16 protein-coding genes are annotated in these 16558 nt (G+C 60.8%); 7 read left to right on the plus strand and 9 right to left on the minus strand.

The genetic code is table 11. The features are described 5' to 3' along the window. Window positions 1–42 precede the first annotated feature (42 nt). Window positions 43–1872 (minus strand): helix-turn-helix domain-containing protein, encoded by a 1830-nt coding sequence (locus HB633_RS19975; protein WP_213779912.1) that lies wholly within the window; start codon window positions 1870–1872, stop codon window positions 43–45. A 144-nt stretch (window positions 1873–2016) separates the two neighbouring features. Here HB633_RS19975 and HB633_RS19980 point away from each other — a divergent pair, with 144 nt between their 5' ends. The 4 genes from HB633_RS19980 (at window position 2017) to HB633_RS19995 (ending at window position 4612) form a co-directional block, all read left to right on the plus strand. Then, window positions 2017–2616 carry an amino acid synthesis family protein gene (locus HB633_RS19980; RefSeq protein WP_213779913.1) on the plus strand — a complete coding sequence of 200 codons (600 nt, stop codon included), beginning with the start codon at window positions 2017–2019 and terminating at the stop codon, window positions 2614–2616. Window positions 2617–2735: 119 nt separating this feature from the next. Next, window positions 2736–3680, plus strand: coding sequence for a glyoxylate/hydroxypyruvate reductase A (locus HB633_RS19985; RefSeq protein ID WP_213779914.1), 945 nt, complete (start codon window positions 2736–2738; stop codon window positions 3678–3680). A 33-nt stretch (window positions 3681–3713) separates the two neighbouring features. After that, a complete protein-coding gene (locus tag HB633_RS19990; protein ID WP_213780020.1) occupies window positions 3714–4181 on the plus strand; it encodes an Lrp/AsnC ligand binding domain-containing protein in 468 nt (155 codons plus the stop codon). Continuing rightward, window positions 4178–4612, plus strand: a complete 435-nt coding sequence (locus tag HB633_RS19995) for a DUF3293 domain-containing protein (protein WP_213779915.1) — start codon at window positions 4178–4180, stop codon at window positions 4610–4612. The genes HB633_RS19990 and HB633_RS19995 overlap by 4 nt, the downstream gene beginning before the upstream one ends. Before the next feature lie 46 nt (window positions 4613–4658). On the opposite strand, the gene HB633_RS20000 is transcribed toward HB633_RS19995, so the two are convergent. From HB633_RS20000 to HB633_RS20015, 4 genes are all read right to left on the minus strand, one after another. Next, complete coding sequence (locus HB633_RS20000) at window positions 4659–4982, minus strand: DUF4148 domain-containing protein (RefSeq protein ID WP_213779916.1); 324 nt, start codon at window positions 4980–4982, stop codon at window positions 4659–4661. Between the two features lie 114 nt (window positions 4983–5096). Next, the gene (locus HB633_RS20005) at window positions 5097–6182 is read right to left on the minus strand and encodes a M24 family metallopeptidase (protein WP_213779917.1); all 1086 of its coding nucleotides are present in this window, start codon (window positions 6180–6182) and stop codon (window positions 5097–5099) included. After that, complete coding sequence (locus HB633_RS20010) at window positions 6179–7918, minus strand: GMC family oxidoreductase N-terminal domain-containing protein (RefSeq protein WP_213779918.1); 1740 nt, start codon at window positions 7916–7918, stop codon at window positions 6179–6181. Before HB633_RS20010 ends, HB633_RS20005 begins: the two co-directional genes overlap by 4 nt. Further along, complete coding sequence (locus HB633_RS20015) at window positions 7890–9215, minus strand: MFS transporter (protein ID WP_213779919.1); 1326 nt, start codon at window positions 9213–9215, stop codon at window positions 7890–7892. Before HB633_RS20015 ends, HB633_RS20010 begins: the two co-directional genes overlap by 29 nt. Before the next feature lie 235 nt (window positions 9216–9450). Here HB633_RS20015 and HB633_RS20020 point away from each other — a divergent pair, with 235 nt between their 5' ends. After that, window positions 9451–10173: a FadR/GntR family transcriptional regulator gene (locus HB633_RS20020; protein WP_213779920.1), complete on the plus strand. Its 723-nt coding sequence runs from the start codon at window positions 9451–9453 to the stop codon at window positions 10171–10173. A gap of 18 nt (window positions 10174–10191) precedes the next feature. Here the strand turns inward: HB633_RS20020 and HB633_RS20025 are convergent, their stop codons facing one another. The 4 genes from HB633_RS20025 to HB633_RS20040 all read right to left on the minus strand — a co-directional run bounded on the left by HB633_RS20025 (window position 10192) and on the right by HB633_RS20040 (window position 13204). Then, a complete protein-coding gene (locus tag HB633_RS20025; protein WP_213779921.1) occupies window positions 10192–10590 on the minus strand; it encodes a hypothetical protein in 399 nt (132 codons plus the stop codon). A gap of 26 nt (window positions 10591–10616) precedes the next feature. Continuing rightward, window positions 10617–11171 carry an outer membrane protein assembly factor BamE gene (gene bamE / locus HB633_RS20030; RefSeq protein ID WP_213779922.1) on the minus strand — a complete coding sequence of 185 codons (555 nt, stop codon included), beginning with the start codon at window positions 11169–11171 and terminating at the stop codon, window positions 10617–10619. Between the two features lie 30 nt (window positions 11172–11201). Next, window positions 11202–12143: a peptidoglycan DD-metalloendopeptidase family protein gene (locus tag HB633_RS20035; protein WP_213779923.1), complete on the minus strand. Its 942-nt coding sequence runs from the start codon at window positions 12141–12143 to the stop codon at window positions 11202–11204. A 401-nt stretch (window positions 12144–12544) separates the two neighbouring features. Continuing rightward, on the minus strand, window positions 12545–13204 hold the full coding sequence (locus tag HB633_RS20040) for a VTT domain-containing protein (protein WP_213779924.1): 660 nt from the start codon (window positions 13202–13204) through the stop codon (window positions 12545–12547). 246 nt (window positions 13205–13450) lie between these two features. Here HB633_RS20040 and mutL point away from each other — a divergent pair, with 246 nt between their 5' ends. Together mutL and miaA are read left to right on the plus strand one after the other, a co-directional pair. Beyond that, on the plus strand, window positions 13451–15430 hold the full coding sequence (mutL, locus tag HB633_RS20045; RefSeq protein WP_213779925.1) for a DNA mismatch repair endonuclease MutL: 1980 nt from the start codon (window positions 13451–13453) through the stop codon (window positions 15428–15430). Beyond that, window positions 15427–16377: a tRNA (adenosine(37)-N6)-dimethylallyltransferase MiaA gene (gene miaA / locus HB633_RS20050; RefSeq protein WP_213779926.1), complete on the plus strand. Its 951-nt coding sequence runs from the start codon at window positions 15427–15429 to the stop codon at window positions 16375–16377. The genes mutL and miaA overlap by 4 nt, the downstream gene beginning before the upstream one ends. The last annotated feature ends 181 nt before the right edge of the window (window positions 16378–16558 follow it).

The raw sequence follows: 16558 nt of genomic DNA on the forward strand, positions 1-16558 counted from the left end.
AAAAAGGATTCTTCCGCTGGATCGAAGGACGATCGCAGTTAATTACCCTCGCATTCGGGGGATCGATTCGTGACGCGCTGCGGGGGAATTGCTGTTGTCGATGAGGCTGTGCAGCTGCAGCGCAAGCTCGATCGAAAAGCGCTGTTCAGGCGTCTCGACTTCAATGCCGAACAGGTCGGAAATGCGCGACATGCGATACCTGAGCGTGGTGACGTGAAGGCCTATGGCGTCGGCGCAATGCTGGCTGCGGCAACCCGCGCGCACGTACGCGGCAAGCGTTTCGAGGTACGCGGTGTTGTGCTTTTTGTCGTGCTCGATCACGCGGCCAATCGCACCATCGATGAAGCTCCGTACATCCGACGAATCCGCCGCACCCATCAGCATGGGCAGCGGGCCGAAGTCGGGCACGGTCATGGCGCCGCGTCGGCCGAAGGTGCGCGCGACCCGGATCATGCGCCAGCAGCGCTCCCATTCCTTCGCGAGCGCTTCGAGTCCTTCGCATGTATCGCCGAGTACGACAATCGGTTCGCTGCCGACCGAACGCGCCAGCGTCTCCGCTATCCGATGCGCCAATCGCGTTACGCGCTCAAGCTCCACGCCCTCTTCGTGCGGCACGAGACCCACGAGCGCGCCGCCGACCGTCACGATATGCACCGCAATATGTTGCTGCGCAGCGAGCAGCGCGACGGCGCGATGTCCATCCACGGAAAGATCCGCGGATGCATTCGTCCGGTCGGGAAAATCGATCACCAGCATGCGCATGGGCGCAGCCAGCGAAAGCCCAAGACGGCGCGCGCGACGCAACATGTCTTGCTCATCGCGCCATCGGCGTTCGACGATCTCGAAGAACAATTCGGTGAGCGTACGGGTCTCGAAGCGAAAGCGGATGACGCTGCGCATCAATTGCACGCTCAACGCAAACTTCGCACTTTCGATAAGCAGTTTCTGCAGGTCGTTCGAGCCGGATTGATCGAAGGTGAGCAGCGCACCAACGGCTTCGTCATCGACCATCAAGGGTTCGATGCGGGCATCGAGCGAGAGCTTGTCGTTCAAACGCAGCGTGATGGTTTCCGGGCGGCGCGTGGTCACGGCATCGCGTACCTCGGCAAGAATCTGACGGCCCGAGGCGCCTTCGAGGAGCGTGCGCCACGTGGCATCGTCGTGAACATTCGGCACCGGCGACGCCGATGCAAGCAAACTGCTCGCGAAGAAATCGAGCACGAGAACAGGCGCGTTGAGGAGGTCGCCGAGCATGGCCGTCAACGTTTCGATAGACCCGCCCGCCAACACTTCCTGCAGCAGCGACCCCTGCGCGCCGAGCACGCGACGCAGCTGCTCGGCCGCCGCCAACTGCGCGCGATGCCGGTGCGCGCGCTCGATCGCGATCGCCCCGAGATGCACGATGATCGACATGAACGCGAGGTCATCGGGCGATACGTCGACCACTTTTCGCGATGAAACCGCAAGCACCATCGGCCGGCCTTCGGCGTCGACGCTTGCCATCGGATAGATCAGCACGGTGCAGTAACCGCGTTCGAGCGCCTCGCGCCGGTAGCCGGGGAATTCGGTGGATTCGCGCGCATCGCGTATGTAGACGGGCTCGAAGCGTTGCAACGCGACAAGCGCGGGACTGGTCGCGAGTTCCCATCGATCACCCGACGGACTGCGCAGCATGACGTTGGCCTCGAAGCGCGCGGTAACGAGCGCGTAACCGTGCGCGAGATCCAGCGTCATGATCGATCCGAGGTCCCATGAACCATGCCGGCATGCTGCCTGGATCAGGTCGCGCAGGAGGGTATCGAGGTCGCCGTCGGAGTTGATTTGGCTCGCGACATCACGCAGCGACATGATCCGCGACAATTGATCTGGCATATCACAACGTCCCTTTGTCTGTTTTTAATATACGACAGAACGCAGTGAAAAATAAAAGATTCATCCCACGAAGCGACGGAAGATTCGCTCCGTTCTGGTCGTTAGGATGCTTCCATGACGAACTGCTAACCAATGGAGTGAGCTATGGACGTGACGGAAATCGGGCTGCGCAAGATCGCGACTTTTATCGAAGAAACGCATATTGAGGGCGGGCGCGCCGCCGAGCGGCCGATCACCACGGTGGTGGTCGCGGCTATTGTTCGCAATCCGTGGGCGGGGAAAGGATTTGTCGAGGATTTGCGGCCGGAGATCTTGCGTCTGGCGCCGGTGCTCGGGCGCGAGATGACAAAGAGGCTCGTGGCGATCATGCCGGCCGATCGCGTCGAGGCCTATGGCAAGGCCGCGACTGTTGGGGTGAATGGGGAGATCGAGCATGGGTCCGCGCTTATTCATACGCTGCGGTTCGGGAATATGTATCGCGAAGCGGTGAATGGCACGGCGTTTCTCAGCTTTACGAACACGCGTTCAGGGCCGGGGGCGCTGATGTCGGTGCCCATGATTCACAAGTCGGAAACGGGCAAGCGTTCGCACTTCATTACCGCGACTTTCCAGGTATCCGACGCGCCGGGGCCGGACGAGATTTTGATCGCCATTGGCGCTGCCGATGGCGGGCGCGCGCATCCGCGGATTGCCGATCGCTTTCAGGATATGGCCGAGATGGAAGCGGAGAAAGCGGCGGTTTGAATTGAGGTCTTTGGGGCCCTGCTTTCCGGGTTCTCGCGCGTTTCGTTGGTCTCGGGCAAATCCTGGCGCTCATGGCGTCTGGACTTGCCCGAGTTTCGTCTTCTGCCGCCGGAATTTTCATGTCTGATCCCATCGCGCTGATCGCCAATATTCGCGCCGATTACGAAGTCAGTTACCTGTCCGCGCTTTCGTCTGCGATGCCCGGCGAATCCATCGCGTTGTTCCGCGATCTCACCGGGGAACAACGCGCGCGCGTTCGCATCGCGATCGTCGCAAATCCCGATCCGGCACATGTCGCCGCGCTTCCCGGTCTGGTCTGGGTACAAAGCCTCTGGGCTGGCGTGGAGCAACTTGTCGCAAGCCTTCCCGCGAATGGTCCCCCGATCGTTCGCATGATCGATCCCGAAATGTCGCGGACCATGGCCGAAGCCGTCCTCGCATGGACCTACTATTTGCAGCGCGACATGCCGGCGTACGTACGGCAGCAACGCGAACACGTCTGGAATCAACTCGCGTATCGCAAGCCGTCTTCGCTTACCGTCGGAATACTAGGTCTCGGTTCGCTCGGCGCCGCCGCAGCGTTACGCTTGAACGACGCGGGATTTAACGTCGCCGGATGGAGCCGGTCGGCAAAAACGCTTCCGTACGTGCGGACGTTTTCGGGCAGCGATGGCCTCATCGAGATGCTTGGTTTCAGCGATATCGTCGTGTGCCTCGTGCCGTTGACGCCGGAAACGCGCGGCTTGCTCAACGCTAATCGCCTTCACGCGATGAAACCCGGCGCCGCCCTCATCAACTTCGCGCGCGGCCCGGTCGTGGTGACGGAAGACCTGCTCGCCGCGCTCGATGACGGCCATCTCTCGCACGCGGTCCTCGATGTCTTCGACACAGAACCGTTGCCACCCGATTCGCGCTTCTGGCACCATCCGGGTGTGAGCGTGCTCCCCCACATCTCGGCACCGACGGATTTCGATACGGCAGCCAAGGTTATCGCGGGGAACATCGCGCAGTTCCGGCTAACCGGAAAGGTCCCTGGCAGCGTCGATACCGCGCGGGGTTATTGACCGACTGACCGACAAAACCAGACGGGCCCGGTGATCAAACTAGACCGCTATGACATCGCCATCCTGCGCATCCTCGCGCGCGATGGCCGCATCACCAAATCGCGGCTCGCGGAAGAAGTGAACCTGTCGATATCGCCAGCGTGGGAACGCGTGCGCAAGCTGGAGGAAAGCGGCGTGATCAAGGGGTATCGCGCGGAACTCGACTGGGTCGGCGCGATCAAGGCAAGCCGGATCGTGGTCGAAGTGACGCTCGCCAAACACACCGCGCAGGACATGCGACGCTTCGAGGAACGCGTGCTGGCCGCGCCCGAAGTCGCGTTGTGTTATGCCACGGGCGGTGGCGTGGACTACATGTTGCATGTGGTGTCGCGCGATATCGATCACTATCAGCGGTTCATTGATTCGCTGCTTACCGATGAGATCGGGATCGAGAAGTACTTTACGTACATCGTCACGAAGGTCGTGAAAAGCATGCCCGACAGCGTGCCCGATTGGGAATGAACGTGAAAGCCCATTCGTCGATCAGCGCCGATACGATTCGCGCTTACGAGGAGACTGAGTATCGCGTCTTTGGCGATGTGCCGATTACGTTATGCATTGGCGTGCGTAGTGCGTTGCTTGCTGATTTGCATCGCGCACATGACGTGGATTGCAGCGTATTTATCACGGCGGTAAATCCACTGGGTGTTCAAGCCGATGACGCTGAAAACGCCCGTCATCAAGCAACGCTTGCCGATCAACTCAAGAAGGAACACTTCAAGTTCATCGATGGCATGGGACAACATCCATCGGGGGAATGGCCGGGCGAACCGAGCTTTCTGGTACTTGGCGTTTCACTGGACGACGCAAAAGAACTTGGCACGCGTTACAGGCAAAACGCAATCGTCTGGTGTGGCGACGACGCAGTGCCGCAACTTATCCTTCTTCGATAAACAGACGGCTCACGCTTGATCAGCAAGCCGTCCGTCCATCGATTCATTACGATCCTGCATACAGGTTGCAAAAGCTGACCGGGCCGACACACGTTTCGTGGCTCGAACCGCCAACATTGGCAATCCGCGATGAACTCGCGCTCGTTCCCGCAGCCACGCCGCCGTATGCGTTGGCGCCGTCTTGTTGGGCGACTTGATTCGAATAGATCCGGGCGACATCGGGGTACGACGCGTTGCTGACAAGGCGCGAACCGTCTTGCTCGGCAGTAACCAGTTGCTGTTGAACTTCGGCGCGGGTCAGGCCTTGAGCAAAAGCGCTCGACGACACGAGAACAGCGGCGGACATCACGAACAGGGCAATCTTTTTCATTTTCGACTCCAGAGTGTTTAACGGGTTGGTAATAGGGCGAACCCATTTTTTCCCGGTCTATTCCAGAGAATTTGAAAATAGTTTTGCCGCGACGTTGTGTGGCGTTTGAAAGCGTTACTTCACGAGCCAATCCGAAAGGACAAATTCGGCATCGTTTCGACAGATCACGCGCACGGGCCAGTTGTCGCCACGCGTAAGGCAGCGCACGCCCGATGCCGTCAGCAATACCGTCTCTTCGCTTTTCGCGCCGCGCAAACCCGGATTCCAAGCAAAGGCCTGATCATTGGACATTGCACCCTCGCTCGATGGCGTGATGATCGCTTCCCGGCACGCATAACCCGTCGGACCACCCTGATGATGCGCGCGCCAGGCGTCGGGGTGACCGGCTCGCGCATAGGCATTTTTCATATCGATGAAGAACCGCTCGTACGACTGCCCGGCCCGCGTCGCATCGAGCAAGTCTGCATGAATCTCAAGCGTGGATTCACGCGCACGATCGAGCGTCTCCGGCACGGCGCCGAAATGCACCATGCGCGTCAGGCTGACGTTCAAGCCGTGGCGTTCCGCGCCGAGCACGACCATCACGCGGCGGCGCACGGCGTTGGCAAGCGGCAAAGGATGCCGGTATTTATCGATACGATCATCCGCCGCAATCAACACGCACACCGGTCGAATCGCTTGCGCAACGCATGCAGCAAAAAGCTCGGCTTCGATTCGCCGTTCTGTCCATCCCGGCTCAACACGCGAACAAATATTCTCCACGATGTTCGCAGCATCACGTCCCAACTCCTCATAACGTAGTTGCTCGGCAGACGTCAGCACCGAGCGCAATGCAACGAGTTTCGAGAACGCATCGAGCGCGTATGGACGTGGTGTATCGCTGCCAACGTGCTTGTCCTTCAACAATGCCGCGAGTTGCGCGTCGCCGTTCTCGTACCAGGGATGGGTCACGTAGCGGCACTCGAACGGCATCACCTCTTCATCGATGAAACGCGGCATTTCGTTGTCCGGCGCAAGCAACACAGGTTGCGTATCTGCGTCCCGCGTCACGAGCAAATGCGCGACGGCCAGCTCCGAGCGCTCGACCACATGAAAGCTGGCGCCATCGGTAAGCCATGCGAGCGAGTCGCGACGATTGAGCAGGACGGCATCGAGATCCCAATCATCGAGCGCATTTTTCAGCGTCTGAAGTTTCGTCATGCGGCGTCTCGCACGGCTGTGCCACGTTCAGTCATGCGCAATGTGTTCATCATCAAGTCGGCAGCGCGATCCGCGACGGCCATCACCGCTGCGTTCGTGTTGCCGCTGACTATGGTGGGCATCATCGATGCATCGATCACACGCAATCCTTCGACGCCGCGCACTTTCAGATCCGACGAAAGCACCGCAAGCGGATCATCGTCGCGGCCCATGCGACACGTCCCAACCGGGTGATAGCCGGTCTTGACGGTGCGCTTGCAATGCGCGGCAATAGCTTCGTCGCTTGTTACCTCGGGGCCCGGAAAGATCTCGCGCTCGACCATATCGGCAAGTGGCTGGCTTGCCAGCACCTGGCGCGCGAACCGGAAGCCAGACATGGATACGCGCAGATCATCCGGATGATTGAAGATGCCGGTATCGACCACGGGCGCCGCCGCCGGATCATTCGATGCCAGCCTCACCGACCCGCGCGCACGCGGCCGCAACAGCAGCGCGTTGATCGTGACACCGTGCCCGGGTGCGGTTCCCATCACATCGCGATCAAGATAGATGGTCGGCACGCAGAACATCTGGATAGTCGGTTCGTCGTTGTTGCCGGCGGGATCGAAGAACGCACAGGTCTCGACCCCGGTAGTCGATGCCGGTCCCGACCTGAACATCAGATACTGCAGACTGGCCTTGATCATCGGCCAGCCGCGATCCTGACCGTAATATCCGAACGCGCCCTTGGTCGTCGCGACCACCGGCACTTCATAGTGATCCTGGAGGTTCTTCCCAACGCCCTCCAGCGCAACCTGAACCACGATGCCGTGGCGCTCGAGTTCATCGCGCGGCCCGATGCCCGAAAGCATCAGCAGCTTGGGCGTTTGATACGCGCCCGCGGCGAGCACGATTTCACGATCGGCGCGCGCCGTCTGCGTGCGGTTCCGATGTACATATTCAACGCCCGTCGCCCGGCCGCCTTCCAGCAAGACTCGCGTCACGCGCGCGTTCGTCAGGATCGTCAGGCGCGGGTCGTTCATCACCGGCCGCAGGAATGCATCGATTGCGCTGCAACGCTGGCGCGTTCGCCAGTCGATGGTGTGCTGCATGAACCCCACGCCGAACTGGTTCGCGCCGTTGAAGTCGGGCGTGTACGGAACGCCGAGGCCTTGCATTGTCTTGACGTAGGCGCGGCTGAGCGGGCTCGTATGGCCGAGGTGGGAAATCTTCAACGGGCCGCCTACGCCATGAAACGGACCCGCGAGGTGATCGTTGTCTTCCTGCGCGGTGAAATGCGGCAGCATCGCGGCATACGACCAGTCGATAGAAGCCTTCCCCGGCGCGCGCGTCGCTGCGTCCCAGCGATCGTAATCGGCCGCCTGACCGCGCATGTACACCATCGCATTGACCACGCTGCCGCCGCCGAGCACTTTGGCTTGTGGCACGATCGGCGCGCGTCCGTCGAGTTGCGGTTGCGCTTTGGTGCTGTGCATCGTGAGATACGTGTCTCGCGCGAGGAACTTCATGTAGCCCGCCGGCACGCCGAGCAAGCGGCTGGATTCGCGCGGACCCGCCTCGATCATCAGCACGCGTGCGCCGCCCTCTTGCACGAGCCGCGCGGCCGCCACGCAAGCCGAACTCCCCGCGCCCACGATGATGTAGTCGTAATGCTGCATTGAATGTCCTGTGTCCTTGTATCGATGATTCAACGTGAACCGTTCGCGCTCAGGCAGCGTTTGTGCGTTCGAGCGCATCGCGCCGGTTCGAGGCGCCGCGCAACTCGCCCGGATCTTCCGGCGACACCAGGAAGAACCACGAGACCAGCGCACTGATCACATACAGCACGGCATACGTCCACACCACGCCGTCCATGCCGACAGCGCTGTTAAGCACCCGATAAAGCACCGGCCCGATAAACGTCGATACCCCCGCGCTCAGGCAATAGATGGCCATGGCATTGCCCTTGTCCTCGCGTCCCGCAAGCGATGACATCAGCGCCGCCGCCGGGACATAACCGCACAGCGTGATGCCGTAGAGGCACGCGCAGACCACGGCGATTGCGAAATTGTGGCCGGTGTATTGCGGCACGAAGTACATGAGCAACATGCTGATGGCCGAGCCGATCCCCCCGAAGAACGTCAGCACGCGCCGCCAGCCGAGCCGGTCGCTTATCCGTCCGACGATCGGATTGAAGCTCATGCCGACGAGACCCATGATCGTGATCAGCAAAAGGTATTGCTGCTGCGTGAAGCCGATTTTTTCGGTGAAGAAGAACGGCAGAAAGGTGAAGAAGCCGAAGTAAGGCGCTGTGTTGATGGTGCGCACCAGCGCTGCGGCGGCAATGCGCGGACGCCGCCAGAGAATGTCTATACCGCCAAGCAGAATGCGTCCGGTGCTTTTCCCGCTGTGTGCCTCATCGAGAAACGGCGCCCGCCCGCGTGGTTCGCGTATTGCAAACGCCGCGATCAGCACGCCGCACGCGACCAGCCCGAGCGAAAGCCAGAACGTGGGGTACTCGCCGATCATGCCTATCGATACAACCGCGACCAGCGACCCGAGCGTCGGCAACCCGCCGGTAAACGCGAGCCAGAACCAGCCGGTCGCGGCGCCCTTGAGGTCGCTCGGGGCGGCCGCCTGGATCCAGACGAGGAAGGCGTACGCGAACATTGGATAGGCGATACCGCGCAATCCGTACGTGAGCGCAATCAGCAAGAAACTCTTCGATGGCAGCGCGAACGCAAGAAACAGCACTTCGAAGATCACCCAGATCGCGCCCCCCGCGAGCATGACCTTGCGCGGCCCGAGCAACGTGGAAAGCGATCCCGCAAGCCATGAACCCACGGTCACGGTCACCCCGTAGAACGCGATGATGGTCGCCGCCGAATCGATGCTGAAACCATTGCGCGTGAAATACGGCGCGAGGTAATTCGACTCGACGCCGTCGCCGATCATGAAGATCAACACCGCGATATAGCCCCAGAAAAGCGCGGCGGGAATGCCCCAGCGCTCGACGCCCGTGCGCCTTTGCAGCGTGCTCGCGGTCTCCATCATGGCCTTGTCTCCTTCGTCGTATCGATGATTGCCGGCTGAATGCCGGTCGGTCCAAGCATGATAATTCAACAATTCATAAAGTCATAATATGACTTTATGATCGTTTACCATGACTCGTGCAGGTCTTGCACAAGACGGTTCGAAGGGGTTGCATCGTTTAAAATTGGCTATGCGGCGAGGCTTCGAAACCCCTTCGAGGGCTGCCGCCGCAAGCTTTTTTCACAAGACTTTCACCATGACGGCAACGCCCATCACGATCAAACGCTCGACCCTCAGCGAACGCGTGGGCGCCGAGATGATCCAGCTCATCATCGACGGCGTTTATCCGCCGGGCTCGGCATTGCCCACCGAACCGCATCTGGAAAAGCAGTTCGGCGTGAGCCGCGTGACCATTCGCGACGCCATCAAGCTGCTGGTCAGCCGCCGCCTGATCGCGGTCAAGCACGGCTCGGGCATGACTGTGCTGCCCGAATCGCGCTGGCATTATCTCGATCCGATGGTGCTGTTCGCGCACGTTGCATCGCCGCGTGGGCAGCACATGCTTGGGGAGGTGCTGGAGGTGCAGCGCTGCGCGGAAGAAGAGCTCGCGGCGCTTGCCGCGTCTCGCAGAACCGCGGAGCAACTCGAGCGGATGAAGGCGCTTGTCGCGCAGATGGGCGAGGTGCTCGATCAACACGGTCCCTACACCGAACTCGATGTGGAGTTTCACGACGTCATTGGCGAAGCGGCGAACAATCGCCTCTTGCGAACAATGCTCGATCCGGTTCGCGAAGTAATTCGCGACGGATATGTTTTGACCGAGGAGCTACCGGGCGCGCCGGAACGTTCCTGGAAAGGACATCAGAAGATTTTGCGGGCTATCGAAAAACAGGACGCCAAAGCGGCGCGCGCTGCGATGCATGACCATCTGGAAGTATTTCGCCAGCATTTGGGGGTATCGCTGGATACGGCGTACTAGGACCTTGTCCCGCAAAAATCAATAAGCCGCGGAACGATCGTACACGCGCTTGCTCGCACACTCTTCGCACCAGCGCCGGGCCACGTGATCCGGCAGTGCCTGCCAGCTATGGCCGAACGCGCATTCCCATTCCAGCGCCGTGCTGGCATCGACATAACCCGCCGATACCAACTTCCCACCACGCTCCGCCGCCAGCGTCCTCAGCCGCTCGGTACGTTGCTCGCGCCGTTGTGATGCGCAGTTCATGCAGCGCACGTTCTGCGCCGCGCTCAAGGTGCTGTCCCACGCGTGGCCACGCCCGCATTGCCAGCCCTCGGCCGAGTCGGACATCGACGCCGCCCGTTGCGTCCGATAGCTCGCCGCCAGCGCCATCAATTCCTCGCGCTCGAGCGCGTGTTTTGATTTTTCAGTGTGCATGGGATTGACTTGAGCTCTTGGAATTCTCAATGCGCGCCGCCGCCCAGCGCCTCGGATCGCGAGGTGGTGGTCACAATGCCGTCCGGACCAAAATGGGCATTGAACATGGCGTCGCGCGTCACGCCGCCCTCCTCCCAATGCCAGCTCCACACGCGCTCTTTCTTGAGCGGATATTCGGCAATGGTGGTCGGCTTGCCCAGAATCCGGCGCACTTCGTCCTGCGTCATGCCCGGCCGGATCTTCGCGATGTTCTGCGCCGTCAGCACCTGCGTGACGGATACGAACTTGCCGGCTGTATCGATATCGACGAAATAGGTCGTCGTGCCTGCCGGCCCGCGAGGATATTCCAGGCGTTTGGAACCGTCCGTGAAGTTGCGCGCGGTTTCGGGTTCGCCCATCTGGTCGCGGATCTGCGCCTCGGTGGTCACGCCAGGCGTCAGGTCCTTCAGCAACAACGTGTCCGGCTTGACGGCGTTGAACAGCGACTTCAACTTGTTCATGGCGTCCTCGCTTTGGCTCTCGTTGCAGCCACCAAGCAGCACGGCCGCCGCGCACGTGGCGGCAAGCATGAGTCTTTTCATATGCGCCGACCTCTCAATGCGCCCCGTTGATCATCCCGCCTTTTTCAGCGATGGCACCGGATCGACCGCCTGCCCCGACTTGCGCAACTCGAAGTGCAGCAGCGGCTTGTTGGTCGGCCCCGTCCCCATTTCGGCAATCGGCGTGCCCTGGCGCACCGTATCGCCTTCCTTGACCAGCAACTTGCTGTTGTGCGCGTACGCCGTCAGGTAGTCGCTGCTGTGCTTGACGATGATCATGTTGCCGTACGCGCGCAAACCGTTGCCCGCATAGACCACGCGACCGGCGGCGGCGGCTTTCACAGGCTCGCCCACCTTCCCGCCAATATCGATACCCTTGCTGCCGCTTTCCCCGAACTTCGTGATCACGCTGCCTTCTGCCGGCCACGCGAGCCATGCGCCCTTGGCGTTGACGGAAGGCGTGCTGGTATCGGCTGCTTCTTCCTTGGCCGTTGCGGCGCTGCTGGCCGTCGTGGCCGTCGTGGCCGGCGCCGCCGTCGATGCTCCGCCAATGATCGGCGGCCCCGACTTCGTGGAATTGGCTGCTGCAGCTGACTTGCTCCAGTCATCAGTGCTTGCCGGCGTGCTGCCCGGGGGCGCCACGCGCAACAACTGGTCGATATTCACCTGCTTGCTTTCCGGCAGGTTGTTCCACTTGATCAGGTCGGCGGGTTTCTGCTTTTGCGCTCGAGCGATGCCATAAAGCGTATCGCCCGGTTTCACGCGATAAAACCCTGGCCCGGCCTCCGGCTGAACCGGCGGCGCAACGGCAGCCGGCCCGGCGACGGGCGTGGTTGTAGGAATGGACGCGGGCGCGGACGCGCCGCCCGTGGACCGGTCGACAATGGGCGCCGGCGTGATAGCCGACGAACAGCCGGCCACCAGCACCACCACGCCGATGGAAACGAGCGCCCCGACCACGCTCCCCCGGCCGCCTGCTGCCAATCTCGAATTACCTGAACGCAATACCGCCATGCTTGCCGTTTCCCTGACTACTGTTATCGATATATCCGGGCTGCGCTTGGGCGCCTAGAACCGCATGCCGGCGCCGCATCCGCCGAAAGCCCCGCCGTTCGTTGCGCTGCCACCGCAGCCAAAAATCCCGCAGCCCGCGAGCAGCGCCGAAACACCCAGCACCAACACCGCCAGCTTGAGACGGCGCCAATTGTCATTGCGCGCCGATCCCGTTGTATGACTCGTTCGTTCCAACATTTGCAACCTGCCTCGCCAACCTTCGCCAGCATAAAACATTTAACGTTTGTTCATGAAACACCCGGATTGTTCATCTCGATATTCGATACATCGATCTGACAATTCGGCATTCTAACCTTTTACGTTTTTGCGGCGAAAGAGCGCATTGCGGTCGGCGGCGACGCTTACGGTTTGGCTTTGCGACGCATCATTTTCCAGAGCGCGCCGAGCGCAATCGGAACAATCGCGGCGCACACGCCGATGATCGCAATCACATTCAGATATTGGCGGATGAACGGGATATTGCCGAAGAAGTAGCCCAGCAGCACGAGCAGCAAAACCCAGATCAGCGCGCCGAGAATGTTGAAGAACTGAAAGCGCGAATGGTTCATGGCCGACGCCCCCGCCACGAACGGCGCAAACGTCCGCACGATCGGCACGAAGCGCGCAAGCACGATGGTCTTGCCGCCGTGACGTTCGTAAAAGCCGTGCGTCTTGCGCAGCGCTTCGCGATCGAGGAATCGTTCGAGGATGGGGATGTTGGTATCGAAAACCTTGGGGCCGATTGCGCGTCCGATCCAGTAATTCACCGTGTTCCCGAGAACCGCCGCGACCAGCAGCAGGACGATCAGCGCAACGAGGTCCATCGAGCCGCTCGCCGCAAATGCGCCGCCGATGAACAACAGCGAGTCGCCGGGCAAAAATGGAAACACCACGAGCCCGGTTTCACAGAACACGATCAGGAAGAGGATTGCGTAAACCCAGCCGCCGTAATGCTGGATAAACACGCCGAGCGACTTGTCGATGTGGAGGATAAGACTCAGGAATGACAGCAGCGTATCCAAATGGGGCCTCGATCAAGATGGATTTGGCGGTGGCAACGTGCACGCGTGGTGGCATCGTTACGTAAAAAACAGTCGCGCCATGATACCGAACTCATTGCCCGAAAATTCACCAACGGCGCGTTTGGTTACGGGTTTTGGCGTGAATCGGCGCGCTTTTTTGCGTACGGGCCGATTCGCGGCGCGAAGCCATATGGAGACTGTCTGGCCCTGAAATCGTTCACGGGCGTGAGGCTTTATAATTTGGGCATGACCGATCTCATCGATTCATCCGACGCGGTTTTCTCCGACGCAACGTCGTCCGCACCCGCCACGACGCGCTTTCAGCGCGCGATTCAGCCCCTGCACGACCAGTTGATCAGCCAGATCGCGGCCGGCGAAGTGGTCGAACGCCCCGCGTCCGTGGTGAAGGAATTGCTCGAAAACGCGCTCGATGCCGGCGCGACGAGCCTGCGGATCACGCTCGACGAAGGCGGCGTGAAGCGGATCGTGATCGTGGACGATGGCTGCGGCATTCCTCCCGGCGAACTTCCGCTCGCGTTGTTGCGCCACGCGACCAGCAAGATCCGCTCGCTGGCCGAACTGGAAGCGGTGGCGTCGCTCGGGTTTCGCGGGGAGGCGATTGCATCGATCGCATCGGTTTCCGAGTTGTTCATCACCAGCCGCACGGCCTCGTGCCCGCATGCGACGCGCATCGATGCCCAGACTGGCGCGATCTCGCCGGCGGCCGGGACCATCGGTACGACCATGGAAGTGCGCGAGCTGTACTTCAACACGCCCGCACGCCGCAAGTTCCTCAAAAGTGAGCAGACCGAACTCGGGCATTGCCTGGAAGTCATTCGGCGCGTGGCGCTCGCGCGGCCGGATGTGGCCATATCCGTGATTCATAACGGCAAGGCCGTCGAGCACTGGAACGCGTCAGATCCGGCCACGCGCGTCGCCAAGATTCTCGGCGAGGTTTTCGCGACGGCCCATCTTCCCCTCGATGAACGCGCCGGACCGCTCGCCGTGTATGGCTGCGCGGGTTTGCCGACCGCGAGCCGCGGCCGCGCCGATCAGCAATATTTCTTCGTCAACGGGCGCTTCGCGCGCGACAAGTTGCTCACGCATGCCGTGCGCGCCGCATATGAGGATGTGCTGCACGGGAACCGGTATCCGTCGTATGTGCTGTTTCTGGATTTGCCACCTGAATCCGTGGACGTGAACGTGCATCCATCGAAGATCGAGGTGCGTTTTCGCGATTCGCGTTCGATTCATCAATACGTGTTTCATGCCGTGCAGCGGGCGTTGGCGCGCAATGCGGGGGCGTCGCCGGAAACTACTGCGGGTGGGCATGCCGCGCAATTGCAGCCGACCGGCGTTGCATCGTTTAGCGCGCGGCCTTTTGCGGGATCGGGTGAAGCTCAGGCAGCGCCGAGAGCGGAAAACGGCACGAACTGGTTGCGGCAATCGCGGATGACGCAGGGGAATCTGCCCGTAGCGCAGCCGTTGGCGCTTTACGATGCGTTGTTCGGGCGAAGGGATACCGGCGCGGGGACGGCTGACGGGACGACTTCGATGGCGTCGTCCGAGCGATATTCGCCTACTGAGGCAAGGCCGCCCGTGTACGCCGAAATGCCCGGCGCGCCGAATATGGCTTTGGATGAACAGCCGCTCGGCTTCGCGCTCGGCCAGATTCACGGCATCTATGTGCTGGCGCAGAACGCGCAGGGCTTGATCATCGTGGATATGCATGCGGCCCACGAGCGCATTCTTTATGAGCAGTTCAAGAACTCGCTCGCCGATCGGGCGATTGCCGTTCAGCCGCTGCTGATCCCGGTGACGATGACCGTCGACGCCGTCGAGATGGGCGTTGTCGAAGAAGGACGCGAAGTGCTCGATGCGCTCGGCTTCGATCTCGCGATCCTGTCGCCGGGATCGATTGCGATTCGTGCTGTTCCTGCGTTATTAAAGGATGCCGATTTGCAGTCGCTGGCTCGGGCTGTTATCGCCGATTTGCAGGCTTATGGCGGCTCGCGCGTTCTCACCGAACGTCAGCATGAATTGCTCGGCACGCTGGCTTGCCATCACGCGGTGCGCGCGAATCGTCGGCTGACACTCGATGAGATGAACGGCCTGCTGCGTCAGATGGAAGCCACCGAGCGCGGCGATCAATGCAATCACGGCCGGCCGACGTGGTTTCAATTGACGCTCGGCGATCTCGATCGACTTTTCATGCGCGGGCAATGAGCGCGCGGCGGGATGTGCATCGCGTGGCTTGTTTGCTGGGGCCGACGGCATCGGGGAAGACCGCTGCGGCGCTCGCGTTCGCGCAGCGGTTTCCTGTCGAGATTATTAGCGTGGACTCGGCGCTGGTTTATCGCGGGATGGATATTGGTACTGCAAAGCCAACCGAAGAAGAACGTGCGATTGCGCCGCATCACTTGATCGATATTATCGATCCAACCGAGGCTTATTCTGCCGCGCAGTTTCGGAATGATGCTTTGAGGCTGGTTGGTGAGATTGAAGCGCGTGGGCGGATTCCGTTATTGGTCGGCGGGACGATGCTGTATTACATGGCATTGACGCGCGGGTTGAATGAATTGCCTGAGGCGAATCCGGAAGTGCGCGCGGCGCTCGATGAAGAAGCCGCGCGCGATGGATGGCCCGCTTTGCATGCGCGATTGGCGGTGGTTGATCCGGAGACTGCGGCAAGGTTGGCGCCGAATGACTCGCAGCGGATTCAGCGCGCGATGGAAGTTTTTATGCTGAGCGGCAGGGCTTTATCGGCGATATTGAAAGACCCGAAGAAGAGCCAGGAAGGTGAGCCGGAGTTTGTGCCGATCGCGCTGGAACCATCGGATAGAAGCGTGCTGCATAAGCGGATTGAGAAGCGGTTTGATGCGATGCTTGAGGGTGGGTTTATCGATGAGGTGGAAAGGCTCCGGGCAAGAGGTGATTTATCGCCGACGATGCCTTCGATGCGATGCGTGGGGTATCGGCAGGTTTGGGAGTATTTGGATGGGGTGGTTGATTACTTTACGATGCGGGATAAAGGCGTTTTTGCGACCAGGCAGTTGTGTAAGAGGCAGTTGACTTGGTTAAGAGGGATTGAGCGGAGACGGGTGGTGGATTGTGCGCGGGAGGATGCGATGGAGATGGCGGTGGGGGAGATTGAGCGGGTCGCTCGGTCCTAATTTTTCACGACGGTTCAAGACGCGCTTGCGGGAGCCACCCGACGGGTCGATTGGCGCTTATCGGCCAGGAAGAGACCGTCGCTGTCGCCAGCTAGATCGCCGACAATCTCTTTGTTTGGCTCCCTTGCCGGTTATTGTTGGGTTGCCAGGACGATGAAGGCCATAAAGATGACGGAAGCTG

This window comes from Caballeronia sp. dw_276 (assembly GCF_018449635.1).
In the GTDB taxonomy this organism is placed as follows: Bacteria; Pseudomonadota; Gammaproteobacteria; order Burkholderiales; family Burkholderiaceae; genus Caballeronia.

Excerpts from the sequence above, each read along its gene's own strand:
- HB633_RS19975 (WP_213779912.1), bottom strand. The coding sequence starts at position 1,872 with ATGCCAGATCAATTGTCGCGGATCATGTCGCTGCGTGATGTCGCGAGC.
- HB633_RS19980 (WP_213779913.1), top strand. The coding sequence starts at position 2,017 with ATGGACGTGACGGAAATCGGGCTGCGCAAGATCGCGACTTTTATCGAA.
- HB633_RS19985 (WP_213779914.1), top strand. The coding sequence starts at position 2,736 with ATGTCTGATCCCATCGCGCTGATCGCCAATATTCGCGCCGATTACGAA.
- HB633_RS19995 (WP_213779915.1), top strand. The coding sequence starts at position 4,178 with ATGAACGTGAAAGCCCATTCGTCGATCAGCGCCGATACGATTCGCGCT.
- HB633_RS20000 (WP_213779916.1), bottom strand. The coding sequence starts at position 4,982 with ATGAAAAAGATTGCCCTGTTCGTGATGTCCGCCGCTGTTCTCGTGTCG.
- HB633_RS20005 (WP_213779917.1), bottom strand. The coding sequence starts at position 6,182 with ATGACGAAACTTCAGACGCTGAAAAATGCGCTCGATGATTGGGATCTC.
- HB633_RS20010 (WP_213779918.1), bottom strand. The coding sequence starts at position 7,918 with ATGCGCTCGAACGCACAAACGCTGCCTGAGCGCGAACGGTTCACGTTG.
- HB633_RS20015 (WP_213779919.1), bottom strand. The coding sequence starts at position 9,215 with ATGATGGAGACCGCGAGCACGCTGCAAAGGCGCACGGGCGTCGAGCGC.
- HB633_RS20020 (WP_213779920.1), top strand. The coding sequence starts at position 9,451 with ATGACGGCAACGCCCATCACGATCAAACGCTCGACCCTCAGCGAACGC.
- HB633_RS20025 (WP_213779921.1), bottom strand. The coding sequence starts at position 10,590 with ATGCACACTGAAAAATCAAAACACGCGCTCGAGCGCGAGGAATTGATG.
- bamE (WP_213779922.1), bottom strand. The coding sequence starts at position 11,171 with ATGAAAAGACTCATGCTTGCCGCCACGTGCGCGGCGGCCGTGCTGCTT.
- HB633_RS20035 (WP_213779923.1), bottom strand. The coding sequence starts at position 12,143 with ATGGCGGTATTGCGTTCAGGTAATTCGAGATTGGCAGCAGGCGGCCGG.
- mutL (WP_213779925.1), top strand. The coding sequence starts at position 13,451 with ATGACCGATCTCATCGATTCATCCGACGCGGTTTTCTCCGACGCAACG.
- miaA (WP_213779926.1), top strand. The coding sequence starts at position 15,427 with ATGAGCGCGCGGCGGGATGTGCATCGCGTGGCTTGTTTGCTGGGGCCG.